14 protein-coding genes and 1 pseudogene are annotated in these 22,933 nt (G+C 28.1%); 13 read left to right on the forward strand and 2 right to left on the reverse strand.

What is annotated here, in order from left to right; translation table 11 throughout:
• The first annotated feature begins 262 nt into the window (after positions 1 to 262).
• The 6 genes and pseudogenes from KEC93_RS04910 to KEC93_RS04930 all read left to right on the forward strand — a co-directional run bounded on the left by KEC93_RS04910 (position 263) and on the right by KEC93_RS04930 (position 8,178).
• Entirely contained in the window at positions 263 to 2,389 is a 2,127-nt protein-coding gene (locus KEC93_RS04910; RefSeq protein WP_077856672.1) for a type I restriction-modification system subunit M, read from the forward strand.
• A gap of 5 nt (positions 2,390 to 2,394) precedes the next feature.
• Positions 2,395 to 3,807 carry a restriction endonuclease subunit S gene (locus KEC93_RS04915; protein WP_077856671.1) on the forward strand — a complete coding sequence of 471 codons (1,413 nt, stop codon included), beginning with the start codon at positions 2,395 to 2,397 and terminating at the stop codon, positions 3,805 to 3,807.
• Positions 3,808 to 3,967: 160 nt separating this feature from the next.
• Positions 3,968 to 4,258 (forward strand): annotated as a pseudogene (locus tag KEC93_RS26435) (DUF1016 N-terminal domain-containing protein); the annotation flags it as partial.
• Positions 4,259 to 4,387: 129 nt separating this feature from the next.
• On the forward strand, positions 4,388 to 4,909 hold the full coding sequence (locus KEC93_RS26440) for a PDDEXK nuclease domain-containing protein (protein ID WP_238892894.1): 522 nt from the start codon (positions 4,388 to 4,390) through the stop codon (positions 4,907 to 4,909).
• Between the two features lie 23 nt (positions 4,910 to 4,932).
• Positions 4,933 to 7,899, forward strand: coding sequence for a type I restriction endonuclease subunit R (locus KEC93_RS04925; RefSeq protein ID WP_207652965.1), 2,967 nt, complete (start codon positions 4,933 to 4,935; stop codon positions 7,897 to 7,899).
• Between the two features lie 57 nt (positions 7,900 to 7,956).
• The gene (locus tag KEC93_RS04930; RefSeq protein ID WP_077856670.1) at positions 7,957 to 8,178 is read left to right on the forward strand and encodes a YdbC family protein; all 222 of its coding nucleotides are present in this window, start codon (positions 7,957 to 7,959) and stop codon (positions 8,176 to 8,178) included.
• Between the two features lie 36 nt (positions 8,179 to 8,214).
• Here KEC93_RS04930 and KEC93_RS04935 read toward each other — a convergent pair whose 3' ends face one another.
• Positions 8,215 to 8,355 carry a zinc ribbon-containing protein gene (locus KEC93_RS04935; RefSeq protein WP_077856669.1) on the reverse strand — a complete coding sequence of 47 codons (141 nt, stop codon included), beginning with the start codon at positions 8,353 to 8,355 and terminating at the stop codon, positions 8,215 to 8,217.
• Positions 8,356 to 8,509: 154 nt separating this feature from the next.
• Here KEC93_RS04935 and KEC93_RS04940 point away from each other — a divergent pair, with 154 nt between their 5' ends.
• From KEC93_RS04940 to KEC93_RS04950, 3 genes are all read left to right on the forward strand, one after another.
• Positions 8,510 to 12,316 carry a YobI family P-loop NTPase gene (locus KEC93_RS04940; RefSeq protein WP_111944708.1) on the forward strand — a complete coding sequence of 1,269 codons (3,807 nt, stop codon included), beginning with the start codon at positions 8,510 to 8,512 and terminating at the stop codon, positions 12,314 to 12,316.
• A 1,164-nt stretch (positions 12,317 to 13,480) separates the two neighbouring features.
• Positions 13,481 to 15,331 carry a S8 family peptidase gene (locus KEC93_RS04945; RefSeq protein ID WP_077868381.1) on the forward strand — a complete coding sequence of 617 codons (1,851 nt, stop codon included), beginning with the start codon at positions 13,481 to 13,483 and terminating at the stop codon, positions 15,329 to 15,331.
• Positions 15,328 to 17,046, forward strand: a complete 1,719-nt coding sequence (locus KEC93_RS04950) for a S8 family peptidase (protein ID WP_077868380.1) — start codon at positions 15,328 to 15,330, stop codon at positions 17,044 to 17,046. Before KEC93_RS04945 ends, KEC93_RS04950 begins: the two co-directional genes overlap by 4 nt.
• 141 nt (positions 17,047 to 17,187) lie before the next feature.
• On the opposite strand, the gene KEC93_RS04955 is transcribed toward KEC93_RS04950, so the two are convergent.
• Complete coding sequence (locus KEC93_RS04955) at positions 17,188 to 17,940, reverse strand: gamma-glutamyl-gamma-aminobutyrate hydrolase family protein (RefSeq protein ID WP_023973994.1); 753 nt, start codon at positions 17,938 to 17,940, stop codon at positions 17,188 to 17,190.
• A gap of 438 nt (positions 17,941 to 18,378) precedes the next feature.
• Here KEC93_RS04955 and KEC93_RS04960 point away from each other — a divergent pair, with 438 nt between their 5' ends.
• The 4 genes from KEC93_RS04960 to KEC93_RS04975 all read left to right on the forward strand — a co-directional run bounded on the left by KEC93_RS04960 (position 18,379) and on the right by KEC93_RS04975 (position 22,929).
• On the forward strand, positions 18,379 to 19,146 hold the full coding sequence (locus KEC93_RS04960) for a transglutaminase domain-containing protein (protein WP_039769723.1): 768 nt from the start codon (positions 18,379 to 18,381) through the stop codon (positions 19,144 to 19,146).
• A gap of 271 nt (positions 19,147 to 19,417) precedes the next feature.
• Positions 19,418 to 20,527: an ABC transporter ATP-binding protein gene (locus tag KEC93_RS04965; protein ID WP_011968204.1), complete on the forward strand. Its 1,110-nt coding sequence runs from the start codon at positions 19,418 to 19,420 to the stop codon at positions 20,525 to 20,527.
• 30 nt (positions 20,528 to 20,557) lie between these two features.
• Complete coding sequence (locus tag KEC93_RS04970; RefSeq protein ID WP_011968205.1) at positions 20,558 to 21,502, forward strand: PucR family transcriptional regulator; 945 nt, start codon at positions 20,558 to 20,560, stop codon at positions 21,500 to 21,502.
• Positions 21,503 to 21,912: 410 nt separating this feature from the next.
• Positions 21,913 to 22,929, forward strand: a complete 1,017-nt coding sequence (locus KEC93_RS04975; RefSeq protein ID WP_077868379.1) for a LacI family DNA-binding transcriptional regulator — start codon at positions 21,913 to 21,915, stop codon at positions 22,927 to 22,929.
• The last annotated feature ends 4 nt before the right edge of the window (positions 22,930 to 22,933 follow it).

Genomic DNA, 22,933 nt, shown 5'->3' on the forward strand with positions numbered 1-22,933 from the left:
ACTGTATAAGATATGCAATATAAGCAAATTAATAAGGTAGTAAATGTGAGTAAGTTCATGTTTACTATCTTTTGTTTTTGGAAAATATTAAATGCTTTATACAGTAAATTAATTAATGTACATATTTTATACATTTTAGAGAGACTTTTGATGTAATTTATGGGAAAATAAAATGATAGATAGTATAATTAAAATAAAACATTTAACTAATGAAGTGATTTTTAAATAACATATTGTTATTTTACATATTGGAGGAACATAAATGGATAACCAAATTTATAATCAAATAGTTAATTTTATATGGGGAATTGCAGATGATTGCTTACGTGATGTATACGTAAGGGGAAAATATAGAGACGTAATATTACCAATGACAGTAATTAGAAGATTGGATGCTGTCCTTGAAGCAACCAAAGAAGATGTTTTAGAAATGAAGAAGAATCTAGATGCTGCTGGAGTTGTAAATCAAACTGCAGCTTTATGTAATGTTTCTGGTCAGGCATTTTGCAATGCATCAGCCTTTACACTTAAGGATTTAAAATCAAGAGCTAAGAAGCAACAGTTAAAGATAGATTTTATTGCATATTTAGATGGATTTTCACCTAATGTTCAAGAAATACTTGAAAAGTTTAAGTTTAGAAATCAAATAGATACAATGATTGATGCAGATATCTTAGGCGCAGTCATTGAGAAGTTTGTAAGTCCAACTATTAATTTAAGTGTTGAACCGGTACTGGATGATAAAGGAGAAGTAAAGCTTCCAGCACTTGATAATCATACAATGGGTACAATTTTTGAAGAATTAATTCGTAAGTTTAATGAAGAAAACAATGAAGAGGCAGGAGAACATTTTACTCCGCGTGACGTTGTTGAACTTATGGCTGATATTGTATTTTTACCAGTTGCAGATAAAATTACAGATACAACTTATTTAGTTTATGATGGTGCATGCGGTACTGGTGGAATGCTTACTATAGCAGAAGAAAGATTGCAAGAACTTGCAAAAGATCATAATAACGAAATATCTATAAATTTATATGGTCAAGAGATAAATCCAGAAACTTATGCAATAACTAAAGCAGATATGCTTTTAAAAGGTGATGGATTGCAAGCTGAAAATATAGCTTATGGCTCTACTCTTTCGAATGATGGATTCCCTACAACGAATTTTGATTTTATGCTTTCAAATCCTCCTTACGGGAAAAGTTGGAAAACAGATTTAGATAGATTAGGTGGTAAAGGAGATATATGCGATACACGTTTTGTAGTATCACATAATGGAGAAACAGACTTTAAAATACTTCCTCGTTCAAGTGATGGTCAAATGCTGTTCTTAGCAAATAAAATAAGTAAGATGAAACACAATACAGAACTTGGCAGCCGTATTGTTGAAGTTCATAATGGATCATCATTATTTACAGGTGATGCAGGTCAAGGGGAAAGTAATTTAAGAAGATATATAATAGAAAATGATTGGCTTGAAGCTATTATTGCATTACCTGAAAATATGTTTTATAACACAGGTATTGCAACTTATATTTGGATTGTTACAAATAGAAAAGCTAAAAACCGCATTGGAAAAGTACAACTTATTGATGCAACAGCTTTAAAAAGTCCACTTAGAAAGAATTTAGGAAATAAGAATTGTGAATTAACGCCTGAAATTAGAAAAGAAATTTCAGATATGCTTCTTAAATTTGAAGAAAATGAACAATCAAAAATATTTGATAATAAAGAATTTGGATATTATAAGATAACAGTAGAAAGACCATTACGTTTAAGTGTAGATTTATCAAGAGAAAATATTGAAATCTTTGCCAAGGTTTGTGCAGAACAAAAAGATACAGAGGTTATGAGTGTTATTTTAGACGTAGCAGAAAAATTAAATTTTGATAAACTAAATGATTATAATTTATTTGTTAAAGAATTAACTACAGTAGCAAATAATTTAAGCATAAAGCTTCCTACTAAAAGATTGAATTTAATAAAAAACAATCTTGCAACAGTTGATGAAAATGCAGAAAAAGTAATAAAGAAAATTCACAAAAAGGGAAAATCAGAAGCAAATCCTTTATATGGTTTGTTTAGCTCAGTGGTTGATGGAAAGGAATGTATTGTTGAGTATGAGGCTGATGCTAATTTAAGAGATACAGAACAAATACCATTACTACATGATGGAGGTATAGAACAATTCTTCAAAGATGAAGTATTATCCTTTGCACCTGATGCATGGATTGATGAAAGTAAAACACAAATAGGATATGAAATTAGCTTTACGAAATATTTTTATAAGCCAGTTAAGCTAAGAACACTTGAAGAAATAACAGCAGATATTAAAGCGTTAGAAGCAGAAACAGATGGACTTCTGAATGAAATCATAGGAGGTTAAGAGAAATGAATAATGGACTTAAACCTTATGATGAGTATAAAGATAGCAAAGTAGAATGGATTGGAAAGATACCTTCTCATTGGCATGTAAGGAGAAATTCTATTTTATTTAGAGAAATTGTTGATACAAATCATCCAAAATTAGAGCTTTTATCTATTATGTGTGATAAAGGAATTGTGAGACAAAGATCTACTGGAAGAAAAGTTAGAATGTCTGAGGAGAATCAAGCTTACAAGAAAATTTGTGTTGGAGATATTGGATATAATTTAATGAATGCTTTTATGGGTGGAATTGGAGCATCTAAGTATGAGGGGATAATTAGTCCAGCTTATGCAGTATGCAGACCTAAAATAAAGATAAATTCTTGGTATTATCACTATTTATTCAGAACTCCTTTATATAAAGCAGAATTTAATAAAAATTCATATGGAATTATGTATGAAAGAAATAGATTGTATTTTGATAGATTTAAAAGAATATCATCAATTGTTCCACCAATAGAGGAGCAAAACCAAATAGTAAAATATTTAGATTTTCAGCTAGCTAAGATAAATAAGTTTATAAAAGCAAAGAAAAAACTTATTGCTACATTAAAGGAGCAAAAGCAGGCAATTATAAATGGAGCAGTAACTAAAGGAATTAATCCTAATGTAAAAATGAAATCATCTGGTGTTGAGTGGTTAGGAGATATTCCTGAGCATTGGGAAATACTTAATTTATCCCAGATTGCTAAAGTTACGCTAAGTGGATTAGATAAAAAATCGTATGATAATCAGAAAAAAGTCTTTCTTTGCAATTATGTTGATGTTTATAAGAATGACTATATAACCAATAATATAGATTTTATGATAGCAACCGCTAGTGAGGATGAAATACGTAATTTATCATTAAGGAGTGGGGACATAATCATTACAAAAGATTCAGAATCTTGGGATGATATAGCGGTTCCAGCGTATGTACCTAACAAGTTAGAAAATGTTGTTTGCGCGTATCACTTAGCCTTGATAAGGAAAAAATCTAATAATATTATTAGCGAATTTCTTTATAGTGCATTTCTATCACAGTATGTGTCAGTACAATATAAAGTTAAAGCAAAAGGTGTGACTAGATATGGACTTTCATATCAATCTATTAGAGATGTTGTTATTTTTGTTCCACCAATAAATGAGCAACATGAGATAATAAAAATAATAAAATCTGCAATTATTAATATTGATGAAGCCATATCAAGAACTCAAAAAGAAATTGAACTTATTACAGAATATCGTACATCTCTTATTTCAGATGTTGTAACAGGAAAAGTTGATGTACGCAATATTAAAATTGATGAAGCTATAGACGAAGATACCAAGGATTATGAAATAGAATATGATGAAGAATTAGAAAATGATGAAACTTTAGATATCGAAGAGGAATAATTATAGCAAGCAATTTAGATAAAAAATATGGCATAGCAAAGGAAGTGATAATTAAATGAGTAACCTTATAAATAATGAAAATATAAATTTTCTATATAAAGAAATAGTTAAGGCAATTGATAATAGTAAGAGGAATGTAGTTACGGCAGTAAATTCTGAAATGGTAATTTTATATTGGAATATAGGTAAAATTATTAAAACGGAAATACTGCAAAGTGAAAAGGCTGAGTATGGAAAATCAGTTATTAGCGATTTAAGTAAAGATTTAACTAAGGAATATGGAAAAGGATATAGTCAAAGAAATTTATTTAATATGGTTAAGTTTTTTGAAACTTTTCATGATGAGTAGATTTTGCAGACACTGTCTGCAAAATTGTCTTGGTCTCACTTTGTAAAATTATTTTATATTGATGATGACTTAAAAAGAGACTTTTACACTACTATGTGTATTAATGAGCATTGGAGTGTAAGAACTCTAACTGATAGAATAAATTCTATGCTTTATGAAAGAACTGCTATATCTAAGAAACCAGAATTAACAATTAGGAATGACTTAAAGCAGCTAAATGATAAAAACAAAATGACAACAGATTTATTTTTTAGAGATCCTTATGTATTAGATTTTTTACAATTACAGGATACTTATTCAGAAAAGGATATTGAAAATGCAATATTAGCACATTTAGAGAAATTCATTCTTGAGATGGGAAGAGACTTTGCATTTCTTGGTAGACAGGTGCGAATAACTGTTGGAAATAAGGATTATTATATTGATTTATTATTTTATCATAGAAAATTAAGACGACTTGTTTTAATAGAGCTGAAATTAGGAGAATTTTTACCAGAGCATAAAGGTCAAGTAGAATTGTATCTAAGATGGCTTCAAAAGAATGAGACGAATGAGGGTGAAGAGCCGCCTATTGCTATAATATTATGTGCAAGTAAAAATGACGAAGAAATAGAGTTACTTGAGGTTGATAAGAGTGGAATACATGTTGGTCAATATTTAACACAGTTGCCACCTAAGGAATTATTCCAAGAAAAACTACATAAGGCAATAGAAAGAGCTAGAACTAGTTTGGAATCAAGAGAATTGGAATAAATAAAAATTGGGAGGTGGTAAAAGTGGTATCTAATACTAAGGAAGTAGGTTTGGAAAGTCTTATTGTAGATTATATGGCTCATAATAATGGATATGAACAAGGTGAAAATAGTGATTATAACAAAGAGTATGCTATTGATGAAACTAGACTATTTAGATTTTTAAAAGATACACAGCCAGAAAAGCTTGAGATATTAGGTGTATTTAAAAGTGATATAAATAAAGTGAAATTTTTGAATAGATTACAGGGTGAGATTACAAAGAATGGAATTATTGATGTGCTTAGAAATGGCCTAAAAGTATATCCAGTTACTTTAGATTTATACTATGGCATTCCATCTGAGCAAAATCCTAAGGCAAAAGAACTTTATGATAGAAATATTTTTAGTGTAACTAGGCAGCTTATGTATTCAAAGGATAATACTAGGCTTGCATTAGATTTTGCTATATTTATTAATGGATTACCTATTATAACTTGTGAACTTAAAAATAGACTTACAAAACAAAATGTTGAAGATGCTGTTTATCAATATAAAACAGATCGTGATCCTAGAGAATTGTTATTTAACTTTGGCAGATGCATGGTACATTTTGCAGTTGATGATGACGAAATAAAAATGTGCACTAAGTTAGATGGCAAGAAATCTTGGTTTTTACCTTTTAATAAGGGATATAATGATGGAGCTGGAAATCCTCCAAATCCTAATGGAATAAAAACTGATTATTTATGGAAGCAGATTTTAACGAAGAATGAATTATCAAATATTATAGAAAACTATGCTCAAATAGTTGTTGAGGTAGATGAAGAAACTAAAAAGAAAAATAGAAAACAGGTATTTCCAAGGTTTCATCAATTAGCTGCAGTTAAATCAATTTTGAGTCATGTAAAAGAAAGTGGTGTAGGACAAAAATATTTAATTCAACATAGCGCAGGTAGTGGTAAATCAAACTCTATAGCTTGGCTTGCACATCAATTAGTGGCTATCGAAAAAGATAGAAAGAGCATGTTTGATTCTATAATTGTTGTAACTGATAGAGTAAATTTGGATAAGCAAATTAAAAATACAATAAAGAGCTTTATGCAGGTTGCAACTACTGTAGGGCATGCTGACAGATCTGGAGATTTAAAAACACTTTTGGAGCATGAGAAGAAAATAATTATTACTACTGTGCATAAATTTGGCTATATATTTAATGAAATAGGAAATGAACATAGAAAAAACAATTTTGCAATTATAATTGATGAAGCACATTCAAGTCAAAGTGGAGATATGTCAGCTAAGATGAATATGGCTTTATCTGAAAATTATAATAAAGATGAAGAAGAAAGTACTGAAGATATAATTCTTAAAATAATGGAAGGACGAAAAATGCTTACTAATGCAAGTTATTTTGCATTTACAGCAACTCCTAAACACAAAACTTTAGAGATGTTTGGAGTTCCATATCCGTCAGAAGGTAAAATAAAACATAGGCCATTTCATGTGTATACCATGAAGCAGGCAATGCAGGAAGGCTTTATTCTAGATGTACTTAAAAGTTATACTCCAATAAATAGTTATTATAAAATTGCAAAAATAGTAGAGGATGACCCTCTATTTGATAAGAAAAAAGCACAAAAAAAGTTAAGAAAGTATGTTGAGTCAAATGAAACAGCAATTGAGATAAAATCTGAAATTATGATAGATCATTTCCATGAACAAGTGATTGCAAAAGGAAAAATTGGTGGAAAAGCTCGTGCTATGGTGGTTACAAGCAGTATTGAAAGAGCTATTGAATATTATTATTCTATAACAGAATACCTAAAAAGAAGGAAAAGTCCATATAAAGCAATTATTGCTTTCTCAGGGGAATATGAATTTGGAGGAGATAAGTTAACTGAAAGTGCTATTAATGGATTTCCAAGTAATGAGATTGAAAAGAAGTTGAAAAAAGATCCTTACAGAATTTTAGTTGTAGCTAATAAATTTCAAACAGGTTATGATGAACCACTTCTCCACACAATGTATGTAGACAAAGTATTAACTGATATCAAAGCTGTACAAACCTTATCAAGATTAAATAGAGCTCATCCACAAAAACATGATACATTTATTTTAGACTTTGCTAATGATGTGGATACAATTAAAGAAGCTTTTTCAAAGTATTATGAAACAACAATTTTATCAGATGAAACAGATCCAGATAAACTTAATGATTTAGAAAGTGATATTAAAAATCATCATATATTTACTGATTATCATGTAGAAACATTAGTAGAGCTTTATTTAAACGGAGCAGAAAGAGATAAACTTGATCCTATCCTTGATATATGTGCTCAAAATTATAAAGAAGAGTTAGATGAAGATGGACAAGTTGACTTTAAAAGCAAGGCAAAAGCATTTGTAAGAACCTATGGATTTTTAGCTTCAATTCTGCCTTATGGAAATGTGGAATGGGAAAAGTTGTCTATATTTTTAAATATGCTTATACCTAAATTACCATCTCCAAAGGAAGATGATTTATCCAAGGGAATACTAGAATCGATAGATTTAGATAGTTATAGAGCAGAAGTTCAAGCAACTATGTCTATTATATTAGAAGATCAAGGAGAATATGAAATAGATCCAGTACCAACTTCAATAGCTGGTGGGAAAAGTGAACCTGAACTTGATTTATTAAGTAATATACTATCTAATTTTCATGATTTATTTGGAAACATTCCTTGGAAAGATGAAGATCAAGTTAAAAAGCATATTGCAAGTATACCTGAAATTGTAGCAAAAGATAAAGGATATCAAAATGCAATGAAAAACTCGGATAAACAAAATGCTAGAATTGAAAGTCAAAAAGCATTAAATAAAGCCGTAATAAATCTGATGTCAGATAATATAGAAATATTTAAACAGTTTAATGATAATGACTCATTTAAAAAGTGGTTATCAGATATGGTGTTTAATGTTACTTACAATACTAATGGAAATGTTTATTCAGGGCAACCTAGAATATAATGTTAATTATATTAGATTTGTAATATACGATTTTGCATGTAAAGGAGATAAGGAATAGTGGCCGATATTAAATTTGAAATAGAAAAAGAACTAGGAAAAATATCAGAGTCATCAAAAGGATGGACCAAAGAATTAAATTTAATAAGTTGGAATGGAAAAGAAGCGAAATATGATTTAAGGGATTGGGCTCCTGAACATGAGAAGATGGGGAAGGGGATTACTTTAAGTATTGATGAATTAAAGCAACTCAAGGAGATTCTTAATATATTAGATATATAAATAAAATAGACTGAGCATTGCTCAGTCTATTTTAAATTAAGCTTTAGTATATGATGTTTTATCACACTTTGGGCATGGTGGTAGAGTATCAGTATTATCATTTAGTACCACTGTTTGTCCACAATTAGTACATACATATGTACCTATGCCAGGTTTTTCACCAGTTGAATATGACATAAAATCACTTCCTTATAAATAGTTGTAATTATATTATAACTATACAGGGTTATATTTACAATGATGTAGAAAAATGTGATAATAATGAAGAAGATAATAAAAATAATTTGTTTATTGATAAGAGGTGTTAATTATAGAGTATTTAGGCAGATATATGGAAGATGTTAAAATTAGAATTAGAAATGTGATAAATATAACAATTATTAGAATTATACAGCATTTGAATAAACTTTATATTTCATTAACAAAAGACATTGAAAAAGAAAATAAATATGAATTTGAAGATTTAATGCCTAAAATCGATGTAGTAAAAAATAAGCAATACTGTGAAAGCATTGATTGGGCTGTTCAAAATAACAAAATAAGAAATATAGCATTAACAGGGGTATACGGTGCAGGTAAAAGCACTATATTAAATACATATAAAAGAGAGCATAATGAATATAAATATTTAAATATTTCATTAGCCAATTTTAAAGAAGATAAAGATGAAAACATACTTTCAAATGAAAACATAAATATTGAGAAAGCAATATTAAAGCAAATGTTCTATAGAGAAAAGAATACTACGATTCCATATTCAAGATTTAAGCGTATTAATAGTGTTAATTATAGTTCGATAATTATAAATATGATTCCACTAATGATTGTAGTTATGCTAGGAGGATTATTTTACAAGCCAGATTTGTTAAAAGTAATATTACAAAGAATGGAATTATTAAAAAGTAACCTTCAAATCAATAATTATATACTTGCTATTCTTATGGTAGCCTTCAGTTGCGCATTTTTATTTATAAGTAACAAGATAACAATATATGTTAAAAAACATATTAAAATCAAAAAAATAAAAACTAATGCTGGTGAAATGGAAATTGATGAAAAAGACGAATCGGCATTTAATAAATACATTGATGAGATACTATATTATTTTGAAGCTACTAAGTATGATATTGTTATATTTGAAGATTTAGATAGATTCAATAATATCGATATATTTTCAAAGTTAAGGGAATTGAATTCATTAATTAATGATTCTAAACAAGTAAATAAAAGAGTAGTTTTTATTTATGCATTAAAAGACGATATGTTTTGTAGTGAGGAAGAGAAGGAAGATAAAATAATATACAAAGATGATAAAATAAGTTACAAAAATAGAACAAAATTTTTTGATTTTATTATTCCGGTTGTTCAAGTGGCTAATTCCTCTAATGCATGTGATTTGTTGATTAGAAAATTTAAGAATGCTAATCAATTCGATGGGCTAAATGAAAAATTTATAAGCGAAATTACAATTTTAATAAATGATATGAGAGTATTAAATAATATCTATAATGAATTTGTAATATATAAAGAAAATTTAAAAGAAGATAAAAATGATGAAGATATAAGTGGAGTAATACATGATACACAAGATGAAAAATCTGAATTAGATTATGTTAAATTATTAGCTATTATAGTATATAAAAATGTTTATCCTGTAGATTTTGCTAAGCTACAAAATGATGAGGGTATGGTTTATGACATTTTCTATAATAAAAAAAATGAATTAGTTAAAAACAGATTGAAAAAAATAAATGAAGAAATTGTTGAGATTGAGAAAGATATAAAAGTTGCAGAGCATGAATGTGCTAATAATTTAAGGGAATTAAGAAGCATCTATATATCAGAGATTGTAAAATTATCGAGTATTTCTCAAATTGATATTAATAATAGCAGATATGATTTTAATAGACTTATTGAAGATGAAAATGCGTTTCACTATATGATAGATTCAAGGAATAATTCTCGATATTATAATGGAAGCATATGGACAAAAATAAATCTAGACATTATACACAGTCAAAACAATGGTTTTACTTATTTGGAAAGAGAAAAAGTTATAAAGCTAAAAGAAAAAAATATAACTGTTAATATTATAGAAGATTTAAAAAGAGAATTAAAAAATTTAAATGAAGAAAAGAGAATTGTACAATCATTGCCATTAAGTAAGTTATTAGAAAAATGTGATTATAATGAAATTTTAATTGATGATATTGAAAAGGAAAATTTACTTAAATTCTTAATAAAAAGAAATTATATTGATGAAAATTATTATGAGTATATTTCATATTTTTATGAAGGTACATTAACTAGAGCAGATAAAAATTTCTTAATGAACGTAATGTATGAAAAAGATATGAGTTTTGAATATAAACTACAAAAGCCTCAATTTGTGTTAGATAAAATAGAAGATTTTCAATTTACACGTAAATATATTTTAAATTATAAGTTGGTAGATTATCTTATAGAAAATATAGAAGATAATTATGAATATGAAATCTATTATGGTTTGTTAATAGATCAATTAGCTAACGAAAGTGAAAGTAGTTTTTCTTTTATAGATGGCTATATATATTGTCATGAAATAAATCATAATACAAAAGAGATATTTATAAAATCTTTATGTAAGAAGTGGCAACATATGTGGACATATATACAACTAAAATCAAATTTAGTTACAGAAAAAATGGACATGTTTTTAAGGGATATAATTAAATATGCGGATATAGATGACATAGTAAATATGAACGTAAATCAAATATTAACAAGATATATCTCAAGTTTACCATATTTTCTAAGGTTAGTAACAGATGAAGAATATAATGAAAAGATAATTATGATTCTTGATAGGTTAAAGGTAGTCTTTATCGAGATGGATAAGGTGAATCATGAAAATGAAATTTTAAATCATATATATATAAATGATATGTATGAAATTAATGAAGATATGATTTATGTTATCATGAACCATTATTCTAGTGATAGTATATATAACGTTCGAAGAGCAAATTATACTGCAATTAAAAATAGTAAATGTGAGGAACTAATAAAATATATTGATAAAAATATCAACGAATATATTGAAAAAGTGTTCTTAAAATTAAATGCTAATGATAGTGAGGCAGAGAAAATAATAATAGAATTACTTAATAATGAAGATATTGAAGTGGAAAACAAAAATAAAATTATAAGTGAAACAAAATTTATAATTAATAATATTAATAAAGTAAATATCCATTTATTGTGGGCTAGACTTATTGAAAATTGTAAAATAAAGATTAGTTGGAGTAATATAATTAGCTATTTTGAACATTTCAATAAACAGATAGATGAAATAGTTATTAATTTTCTTAATGAAGAAAATAATTATTTGATTTTATCAAAACAATCATTAAGTGAAATTAGCGAATTTGATAACAGTGTAGTAGATTCTATTTCACAAAAAATTATTTTATGTAAAGAGATAACAATTGATGCGTTTAAAGAGCTAATTAAAAGCATTAAAGAAAAGTACACAGAATTTGAAGAATTAAAAGATTCATCAGAGGATAAAATTAATATACTAATAAATCAAGGAATACTCATATTATCTCCAGAAAATTATATAATGTTAAAAAATAACTTTAAGAATGAACATATTAAGCTATTAGTTAATAACATTAATGAATATGTTGAGAAATATGAAAAGTATGAATTGGATGCAGAAGATATAAAGAAACTACTAAAATCAGAAATTTATATGAATTATAAAGTTTTTATTATCGAGCATATTGAAGATGTGGAAATTATATCTGATAATTATTTAGTCGATATGATTATGGAATGTATAATGGAAATTGATAAAATAAAATTGAAGGATGTAATACTAGAAAATATTATAAAAAGTGATATACACTTGAAAACAAAAGTAATGCTCTTAAATAAGAATATAGATAGTTTAGATAAAAATATCACGTTTAAATTATTAAATGTAATTGGTGGTAAATATTCTGATATAACTAACTATTCATCAAAACCATTACTTAATAATAATCATGAGAATAAAGTCTTAGCTAAAAATTTAAAAAATAAGAACTATATTTCTTCTTGGAGTGAAGAGAAATTTGGAATTAGGATAAACACGTACCAAAAAGAAAAATAAAGCTTTATATTTAAATTTAGTAAAAGGGAGTATTGGAGGTAAAATAAAGATAAATAAGAATAAAATATAGAGCAACAGTTGTATTTCTTAATATAATTCTTTTGCTAAGTATTGATACGACTTAACTAAAGAAGTGGTCGGAAGAATTAAAACTTCCACCATTCTTCCGACCATCAACAAGATATGCTATATTATTTTAAAATACAATATGTAAAGATAGGATATTTTTAATCTAAGGTTTGAGTTGTTTTCAATGATAAATAGATATAATGAAATACTTTAAATTATGATTTGGTAAAGCTATTCAACACACGCCTCACGTTGAAGCTACTATTTAATTTAAGGTATATTTTACTTATAGACGATAGTGTAATATAAAGTACCGTTTAGAAGTAAAGAATTGGAGAACATATTTTAATACTAGAATAGTTCAAAAATGTGAATATCTTATCTAAATATATATTTGAGAGAATGGTCGGAAGAATAAAAACTTCCGACATTCTTCCTACCATCAGTAAAATATAATAAAATAGAATTTGATATGGTAAATTATTCTATACACATAGAAGCTAGTTATATCAATAGCTAGAGAGTATAATAAGATACGATAAAGTACGAAAAAATATACATAAATTGGAATACAGAACTCGGCTTATGGCTTATCTCGCAACAAGTAATTGCAAGGATTTGAGGAATACTGGATTGGTATTTGCCCTTAACTTTCCCTTGCTTTTTTTGCGTACAAAACATTTGATAAAACATCCGTAGCTTCAGCATTCATTTCTTTTGTCACGTGAGCATAGATATTTGATGTTGTCTGCATTATGGAATGATGATTTCTTCCAATATTCTTCCGAAGGCTATTTTTTTGTATTAATTTCCATGAAAATATTTAATGATGTTGATTGGTTTGAATATAAAGGTTTAGATTAAGCTTTTAAAATAATAGATGATTAGATGTATTTTGAGCAATAAGCATTGGAATAAAATGTTTATTGCTTTTTGTGATTATTTCATTGGAAATTATAAAATGATGAAAAATTTAATTTAAATATTAAGGAATATTACAGTTATTAATTTAGAGGTGAACAAATAATTTCAATCATCAAATAAACAATATAAAAATATACATAGTATTAATGCAAGTAATATTAGGAGTTAGATATGTCTGATTTACGTGACTGTAATTTATATTATGATCCCGATTCGGCAAATTATTTGATTGAGTATAGAGGGAATTTTAAAGAACAAATAGATAAGTTATCTTATGCTTGTGGGGATATAATTACAGGCAATATCGGAGTAGTATCTGTACGAAATAATGATCTTGATAGGCTCCTAAATGATGTTCCAGCAATTGTATTTTATGATTTTAGGACAATTTATGTATTACAAGATATCTCACCATCATCTGTAGATAATATAAACAATATAAAGATAAATCCATTTCTAGATTTGAATGGAAGGGGCGTGCTAATAGGAATAGTTGATACAGGAATAGATTATTTAAATGATGAGTTCATAAGAGAAGATGATACATCAAGAATAATAAGTATATGGGATCAATCCATTCAAAATAATACTAGTGACGCTGTATATATAGGACAAACTTATTCAAATGATCAAATTAATAGCGCTATTGCAGCTAAAAGAAGTAATGGAGATCCATATCAAATAGTTCCTTCCAGAGATGAAGTTGGACATGGAACAAAAGTTGCTGGGATTATAGGAGCAAGAGGATATAATACTGAGTTTCAAGGAATTGCAAATGCAAGTGATTTTGTTATTGTTAAGCTTTTCGAATCCACTAATTTCAAAAGGCAATTACAAGGAAATGGAATTCCATATACTCCAGTATATAATGCATCTGAAATTGTAGCAGGAGTAGAATACTTGAGAAGAGTCGCAGTAGAACGTAAGCAGCCAATGGTTATCTACTTAGGTGTTGGAAGTACAGAAGGTAGTCATGATGGTAACAACTTAATTTCAAGATATATAACATCTATTGGAAATAGTAGAGGATTGTGCGTAGTCAATGGAGTGGGAAATGAGGGGGATTCTCAAGGTCATGTATCAGGGTATATCAGGAATGTAGGAGATACAAAAGTAATAGAACTAAGAATCCCAAGAGAAATAAAATACCTTCCGATTTACATATGGGTACGAAGACCGAATATTGCATCAATAAATGTAATTTCTCCTACAGGGGAAGCTTCAGCAGTTATACAATCGAAAATAAATAAAGTTCAACCAGTCAGATTTGTTTTTTTAAATACAGATATGATAGTAAGATTCTATTCACCAGAACATTTTACAGGACATCAAGTAATAAGTCTTACGTTTAGTAATATAAAACCAGGAACATGGACTTTCAATTTGATAGGCGAATATATAACAAATGGTAGGTATGACATATGGTTGCCTCCCAAAAGTACTTTACCAGAAAATACAATATTTCTTGAATCGGATCCATTTACTACTCTAACAATACCGGCAACAGCTGTTAATGTTATTACAGTATCTTATTATGGAAATAATAATGCACTAATTGCAGCTTCTGGTAAAGGATTTAATACTAATGGTTTGATTAACCCAGATATTTCAACTATAGGGGTAAATATATTAACAACAAAAGTTGGAGGAGGAGTAACAACATTTTCAGGTAGTTCTGCGGCTACAGCTGTAGTGGTTGGAGCATGTGCGCTTTTATTACAATGGGGGATTGTAGATCGTAATGATCCGACTATGTATACTAAAAAAATTAGAACATACATAATGTATGGTGCTAACAGAAATTCAGCTAACAGATATCCCAGTAGAGAAACAGGATATGGTGATTTTGATTTACTAGGTGTCTTCAATATAATTAGTGGTTTGTATAGGAATAGTAACCAAAGATTTAGAATGAATATTACTGATAAAAAATATACAAATGAAGATTATGAGTTTTATGAGTATTATATAAATAAATTATTTATAAGAATTCCAAAGGCAGGAGATGGAAAATTTATATGAAGGAAGGTTTTAGAGCTCCAATAAATATTTTTTCTGATGTAAATTATTATCATTATATAGTTCAATACGAAGGTAACATTGAGGAGGAAGTTTCAAAACAGCCAGGGTACTATGCAACTATAATTGATAATCAATATGCCATATTATCTACACCTGTAGAGCTTGATACAGGTACAGCGGTTCCAGTTTTTTCTACTGTAATATATAGGGCTTTTCCAGATATATTTACGCTGGAAGAAGTTTCGCCAATTGAAGCATCTCAAGCTAATTTTTTGCAACTAGAATTGCCATTAAGACTTACGGGGAGAGGAGTAAATGTAGCGATTATGGATTCTGGTATTGATTATTTAAATGATGAATTTATAAGAGAAAATGGTCAGACTAGAATAGAGTATATTTGGGATCAAACTATAAATTCAGGGCAGCAAACAGGAGAGAATGGAGTTCCGTTTGGAAGTGTCTACAATAGAAGTACAATACAACAAGCAATTGATGCTTTTAAGGCGGGACAATCTCCTTATGATATAGTTCCAACTAAAGACGAAATAGGTCATGGAACAAATATGGCAGGGATAATTGGAGCGGTTGGAAAAAATCCTAATTTGAAGGGGATGGTTCCAGATTGCGATTTTGTTGTGGTAAAGCTTCTTGAAAATATTGCTTATAAAGGGCGGTATAATATACAAATACCTATATACAGCATGTTATCCGTTTTTTCAGCACTAGAATTTTTAAATAGATATTCACTAGAAAATAACAAGCCTATGGTTATATATATGCCATTAGAAAGTAATCTAGGAAGTCATAAAGGAAATGGTTTTTTAGAGCAATATATGGATTTAATATCTCAAAGTAGTGGAATTGCAATAGTAAATGGTTCAGGAAACCAAGGCGCAAGTGGAACTCATACATCAGGTACAATATCTCAAGTTAATGAATCGAGAACAATACAGCTATATATATCGCCAGAGCAAAAAAATATAATAGTTGATATTTGGGTTGAATCACCTAATATAATGACACTAAATATAATATCACCATCAGGAGAAAGTACTGGAACTATAAATGCAGAAATAACGGCTATAGAAACTTATTCATTTGTATTTGAAACCACTTCAATGGTAGTAAATTATTATGTTCCAGAAGAATACACAGGTGATCAGTTAATGAGAGTAAGGTTATTAAATATAACAGAAGGAATTTGGCGTTTTACCCTGACAGGACAGTCAATTCTAAATGGTAGATTTAATGCATGGATACCACAAGAAGGTGTTAGTATCGGAGGAACTAGGTTTATTGCTTCGGATCCTTATGGGACTATAAGTAATTCAGCATGTTCAGAATATACGATTACTGCAGCAGCGTACAATCAGCTAAATAATAATGTCTTAGATTATTCTGGAATAGCATTTTTAGAAGACTATATTAATAGAATTGATGTGGCTGCAGGTGGGATAAATGCATTAACTGTAGCACCTAATAATCAAACGGCTATCGTTAATGGAACAAGTGTATCAGCGGCTATATTAGCAGGGGCTTGCGCTATGTTATTTCAATGGGGAATTGTAGAAGGAAATGACCCTAATATATATTCGCAAACAATAAAAACATATATTCAAAGAGGTGCAGTTCAAAGAAGTGGAGATTTATACCCAAATCCAGTATGGGGGTATGGAATACTTAATGTGCTGAAAATGTTTCAAAATATGCGATAAATTGCAACTCCATATTTATAGTATAATATAGGTACATTCTTTTATAGTTTAGATAAATTAGAATCCCTAAAGTAAATCTTATGAAAGGCAAGTATACAAAGATTTAATTGCATAACGCAACTTGAATTTAGGGATTTTAAATTATTTTTTATGATCTAATGAATTATTTTTATATGAAGCATTTATAAAAGCTTCAAAAAGTTTAAGCATATTTTTATCGTTATAAGCAGTCATAATTTCAGGATGAAATTGCACACCGACAACAAAATTTTTCTCACAACTCTCAATAGCCTCAATCACTTTATCCTTAGAGTAAGCCGTAACTTTAAAACCGGGAGCTAAATCTTTAATTGCTTGATGATGAAAGGAATTAATTAGCGCAGTATTTCCCAAGATCTCATATAAAATTGAGCCCTCAATAATTTCTAAAGTATGGCTAGCCGCTCCATCTTTTGTTTGTTGATGATGTTTTATATAACAACCACTCATATCAGATAAATCTTGATATAATGTGCCGCCAAAAGCTACATTTAGAATTTGATGACCTCTACAAATTGCTAAAATAGGTTTATTAAGTTCATAAGCTATTTTTACAAGTGCCAGATCAAACTCATCTTTATCAGGGTAAATATAACCTAATTTAGGCGATGGTTCTTCATTATATAATAAAGGATTTATATCTATTCCACCAGAAAGAACGATGCCGTCAAGTAGTTCGACTTGTCTTCTAATGGATTCTTCATCAGAAAGAATAGGAAGTATAATTGGAACACCGCCTGCTTTAATTACGGATTCAACATAATCATTGCCAAGTGATTCTACAACTGAGTGCGAATATTGAGTTTCATGTTTAATAACTCTGTTTGAATTTATGCCTATAATTGGTTTGTTCATGATTTGTATACCTCCCTTAGCATATATATAACTTATAATATATATGTATAAATAAAGATTGTCAATTGTGCATAAATGAAAGGAAAATAGGGAAAAGTCAACAATTTATAAACAAAATATAAATAAAGTATTAATTTATATTTACAAAATGAATAAAGTAAGTACAATAGAAGTAATGATAACTTATTTGTTACTCTCTAGAAAGTCATGGTATTAGATAATCTGCTAATATTGTGCCTTTTGTGAGTATAAATTATGAAAAAGATTGATTTAAAATTTACGTTCAAAAGGAAAATATATTCGCTTGGCAGATTTCTCTCACATATGCTTAAAAAAGGCAGCTGAGTAAAAAATCTCAAGAGTCAGAGTCGCAAGCGAGTTTGGTCTACATATGATGAAATTGAAAGTGTTGAAATGACATGGGGGAACATATTAATTATGAAAAAGTTTTTCAAAACAATAATGATAGCAGTTGTTATTATACAAGCTATAACTGTAACTGCATTTGCGTATGATAAAGTTAATAATATGAAGAGTATGGAAAATCATATTTATAATCATCTCGAAAATAGAGATACTGATTTTACTATTTTATATACAGGGGCAAGGTCGGAATTTGAAGAGAATATAAGTAATTGTATTAAGGATGCATATTCAAAAGATGATTACTTAGAGAGATCTTGGCTAGAGATAAAGCCTAAAGCAAAGGTGACTGAAAATGGTATCGAGACAACTTTAGATGTAAAATATCTGACAACTAAGGAACAGGAAAATTATGTAGATAATGAATTAAAGAGAATTACTAATTCTTTAATTAATAAGGATATGTCAGAGTTAGAAAAAGTACAGGCTATAAATGAGTATATTATAAATAGATACGAATATGATTATACTCTAAAATCTACAAGTGTTTATTCTGCATTGACCACCTCATTAGCTGTATGCCAGGGGTATGCAATGACTGCTTATAGAATGTTTAACTATGCAGGAATAGAAAATAGAATTGTAGTCGGGAAAATTAAGGATGTTTCTCATTCATGGAATGCTGTAAAAATTCAAGGTAATTGGTATCATATAGATGTTACTAACAATGATTCAAGTGATAAGAATAAGTACTTTTTAGTTGGAGATAGTACTTTAATTGAAAATAATTATACTTGGGATAGAGAAAAATATCCTAAATCATTTAATGGATATTATAAATAAGCTTTTATTTAAGGGATTGTAACATAATCTTACTGCTTAATCGAAGTGTTGTATATAAACATTAAAATATTATAAGCAAAGCATATATCTAGTTTTGATTAGTATATGCTTTTTTTATTATCCTTTTATATTATTTCACAAAAAAGACAAGAGAGTTTTGTAAATTCTCAATATAGAATATAAAGGATTACATATAGTAAAATGAATATACAGAAAACATTAAATAAAATATAAATTGAGATAATTAAAGCAGAAAAGGGAGGAAATAAATATGGCAGATTTGTCACTAAGACATATTTATAAAATTTATGAAGGGGATGTAACTGCAGTAAAAGATTTCAATCTAGAAATTGAAGATAAAGAATTTATAGTTTTTGTAGGGCCATCAGGTTGTGGTAAATCTACAACTTTAAGAATGATTGCAGGACTTGAAGAAATATCTAAAGGTGAATTATATATAGGTGGAAAATTAGTTAATGATGTAGAACCAAAAGAAAGAGATATAGCAATGGTTTTCCAAAACTATGCATTATATCCACATATGACAGTGTATGATAACATGGCATTTGCTTTGAAATTGAGAAAAGCACCTAAAGATGAAATAGATAAGAAAGTTAGAGAAGCAGCAAAGAGATTAGATATTGAACATTTGCTAGACAGAAAGCCAAAGGCTTTATCAGGAGGTCAAAGACAAAGAGTTGCATTAGGACGTGCTATTGTTAGAGAACCAAAGGTATTCTTAATGGATGAGCCTTTATCAAATCTTGATGCCAAACTAAGAGTTCAAATGAGAACAGAAATATCAAAGCTTTATCAAAGTTTAGGAACAACATTTATATACGTTACTCATGATCAGGTTGAAGCTTTGACAATGGGAACTAGAATTGTTGTAATGAAGGACGGTGTAATACAACAAGTTGATACTCCTCTTAACATATACAATACGCCAAATAATTTATTTGTTGCAAGCTTTATAGGAAGTCCTCAAATGAATTTAATAAATGGTATTGTAAGTGAAAAGGAAGGAAAGTTATATTGTAAATTTGATGAAAATAATATATTATTGCCAGAAGAAAAAGCTAAAGTATTAAAAGAAAAAGGATATGTTAATAAGGAAGTAGTATTTGGTATAAGACCTGAGCATTTAGATGATAATGCTCAAATAATTGAAAATAACCCTGCAGCAACTTTAACTGGAGATGTAGAAGTTGTTGAACGTATGGGTGCTGAAAGTTACATTTACTTTAAGTCAGGAAATAATAATATGACTGCAAGAGTTGATGGAAGTACTAAAGCAGAACCTAAAGACAAGATTAAATTATATGTAGAACATGAAAATATTCATGTTTTTGACAAAGAAACAGAGTTGAGAATTTGCTAGTATTAAATTAGTGACAATTGAGGTGAGGGAATGAAGGGATTAGTGAAATATTTACAAGAAATATATGAAGATTGTGAAATACCATTTGAAGTTTATGTGGACGATGAAATTATATTTAAGGCTAATCCTAATTCTTTTAGCGAAAATATACTTGAAGATACATTTTTTATTGGACCCAAAAGTTTCAAAATAAAAACAGAAGGGGACCGCAAGGATTTCATAAGAATATTAGTATTTTGTATCAAAGATAGGTATAAAGATAGTTATAACAAAAAAGAAAAAATAGTTTCTGAGTTATTACAAGGCTTAAGTATATCTAAGGAAAAGATTAAGGAAATTATGCCGCCAATAAAAGAAGAAACATTTTTAGTTACTTTAAATTTAAAAGAAAAAGTAACAGAGGCATTAGAGGCGTTAAAAAATGTTTATAATAATAATGATGTAACCATTCTTATATTTGAAGATACAATCATTTTAATTGGAATTTTTGAAGATATAAAGGAGCATGTATCTAGTATAAGTGAAACAATATACTTCTCACTTTACGAAAAGTGTTATATAAGTTATTGTCATATTGGGGATTATGAATTATTGAACAAGTTATATAATGAAAATATGTATAAAATTAATTTAGCTAAAAAGTATAATGTATCTCAAATGGTATTTGGATGTAACAGCCTTTTATTTGAAGAAGTTATGGATAATTTAAATCAGGATATTAAGGAAAAAATACTAAATAACTTTAATGAAAGTTTTTCGAAGTTAGATGAAGATATGTTAAAAACTATAGAGGTTTTCTTTAAATCGGACTTAAATTTAAGTGAAGCTTCAAAAGGATTGTATGTTCACCGAAACACTCTAATTTATAGATTAGATAAGATACAAAAATACACAGGTTACGATATAAGGAAATTTAATGATGCTGCATTATTCAAGATAGCCTTCTTTATTTGGATTCAAAAGAATAAAATTTAATAGATATAGCTAGAAATCTTATCTGAAGATCGTTAAAAGTAATCTTCAGATAAGATTTTTTATTTTTAGTCATATAAATATAAACAAGTAAGAATAAATAAAAAAATTGTTGGTTTATAAGTATCGTAATTACAAAAAAATACTTAATAAGACAGCCATTATGTAATCATAAATAGAAAATTAAGAAAATATAATATAATTTCAGGAATTTATTGTATAAATATTCCGCGTTTGTTAAAATGTTATTAAAGTTAATTAAATAACTGAATTGTTATATAAACATGATTACGAATAAAACGAATATAATATTGTATGCTTAAATATCTATTTAATCAAGATTTTTAAATTAACAGGAAATTAAGGTAACGATACCGAGCTATTATAATTTAATAGTGATGCAGGAGATAAATATGAATATAAAGGATATAGCAAAATTAGCACAGGTTGGAGTCAGCACTGTTTCAAGAGTATTAAATAATCATCCTGATGTTAAAGAAAGTACAAGACAAAAGATTTTGGAATTAATAAAAGAAAGTAATTATATACCTAATAATAGTGCTAGAATACTAAAACAACAAAACACAAAAAATATAGGAGTTTTAGTAAAAGGCGTATTCAATCCATTTTTTTCTCAAATGATTAATGTCATAGGAAATATAATAAATGAAAATGGATATACAATGATATTGCATCAAAATGATTATAAGAATGACCAAGAGGTTGAAACTTTAATAGCTTTTATAAAAGAGAAGAAATTACAAGGAATTATCTGCTTAGGCGGTAATTTTGCTGATATTACAGATGACTGTTTTAAAGAAATAAATGTCCCTATAGTACTAACTTCTGTCAATACTGTTTCAAAACAAGGCAAGGAATATTATTCATCTGTCGGTATAGATAATGTTAAAAGTTCATATGATGCAACCTCATATCTGATAGAAAAAGGTCATAAAAAAATAGCATTAATTTTAGGAGAAGCTGATGATATAGGCGTAAGCATATTAAGAATGCAAGGATATAGGGAAGCATTAGAAAAAAGTAAAATAAAAATTGATGATGAGTTAATTATTGTTGGTGGATATTCAAGCAGAGGCGCATATAATGAAACACTGGAATTATTGAAAATAAGAAAGGATATTACTGCATTTTTTGCTCTTTCAGATATTATGGCTATAGGTGCTGCTAAAGCAATTCTTGATAGTGGGTTAAAAGTTCCTGAGGATATATCAATAATCGGATTTGATGGCATGGATGAAAGTGAATATTATAATCCTAGTATAACAACAGTAAAACAGCCGGACAAGCTAATGGCAACTATGAGTATAAATTTATTAATATCTCAGATTAATGAAAGAAAAGAAAACCAACACATATTATTAGAAACTAATTTAATTGAGAGGGATTCATGCTTCAATTTGTTAAAGTAATGGT

The organism is Clostridium beijerinckii (assembly GCF_018223745.1).
In the GTDB taxonomy this organism is placed as follows: domain Bacteria; phylum Bacillota; class Clostridia; order Clostridiales; family Clostridiaceae; genus Clostridium; species Clostridium beijerinckii.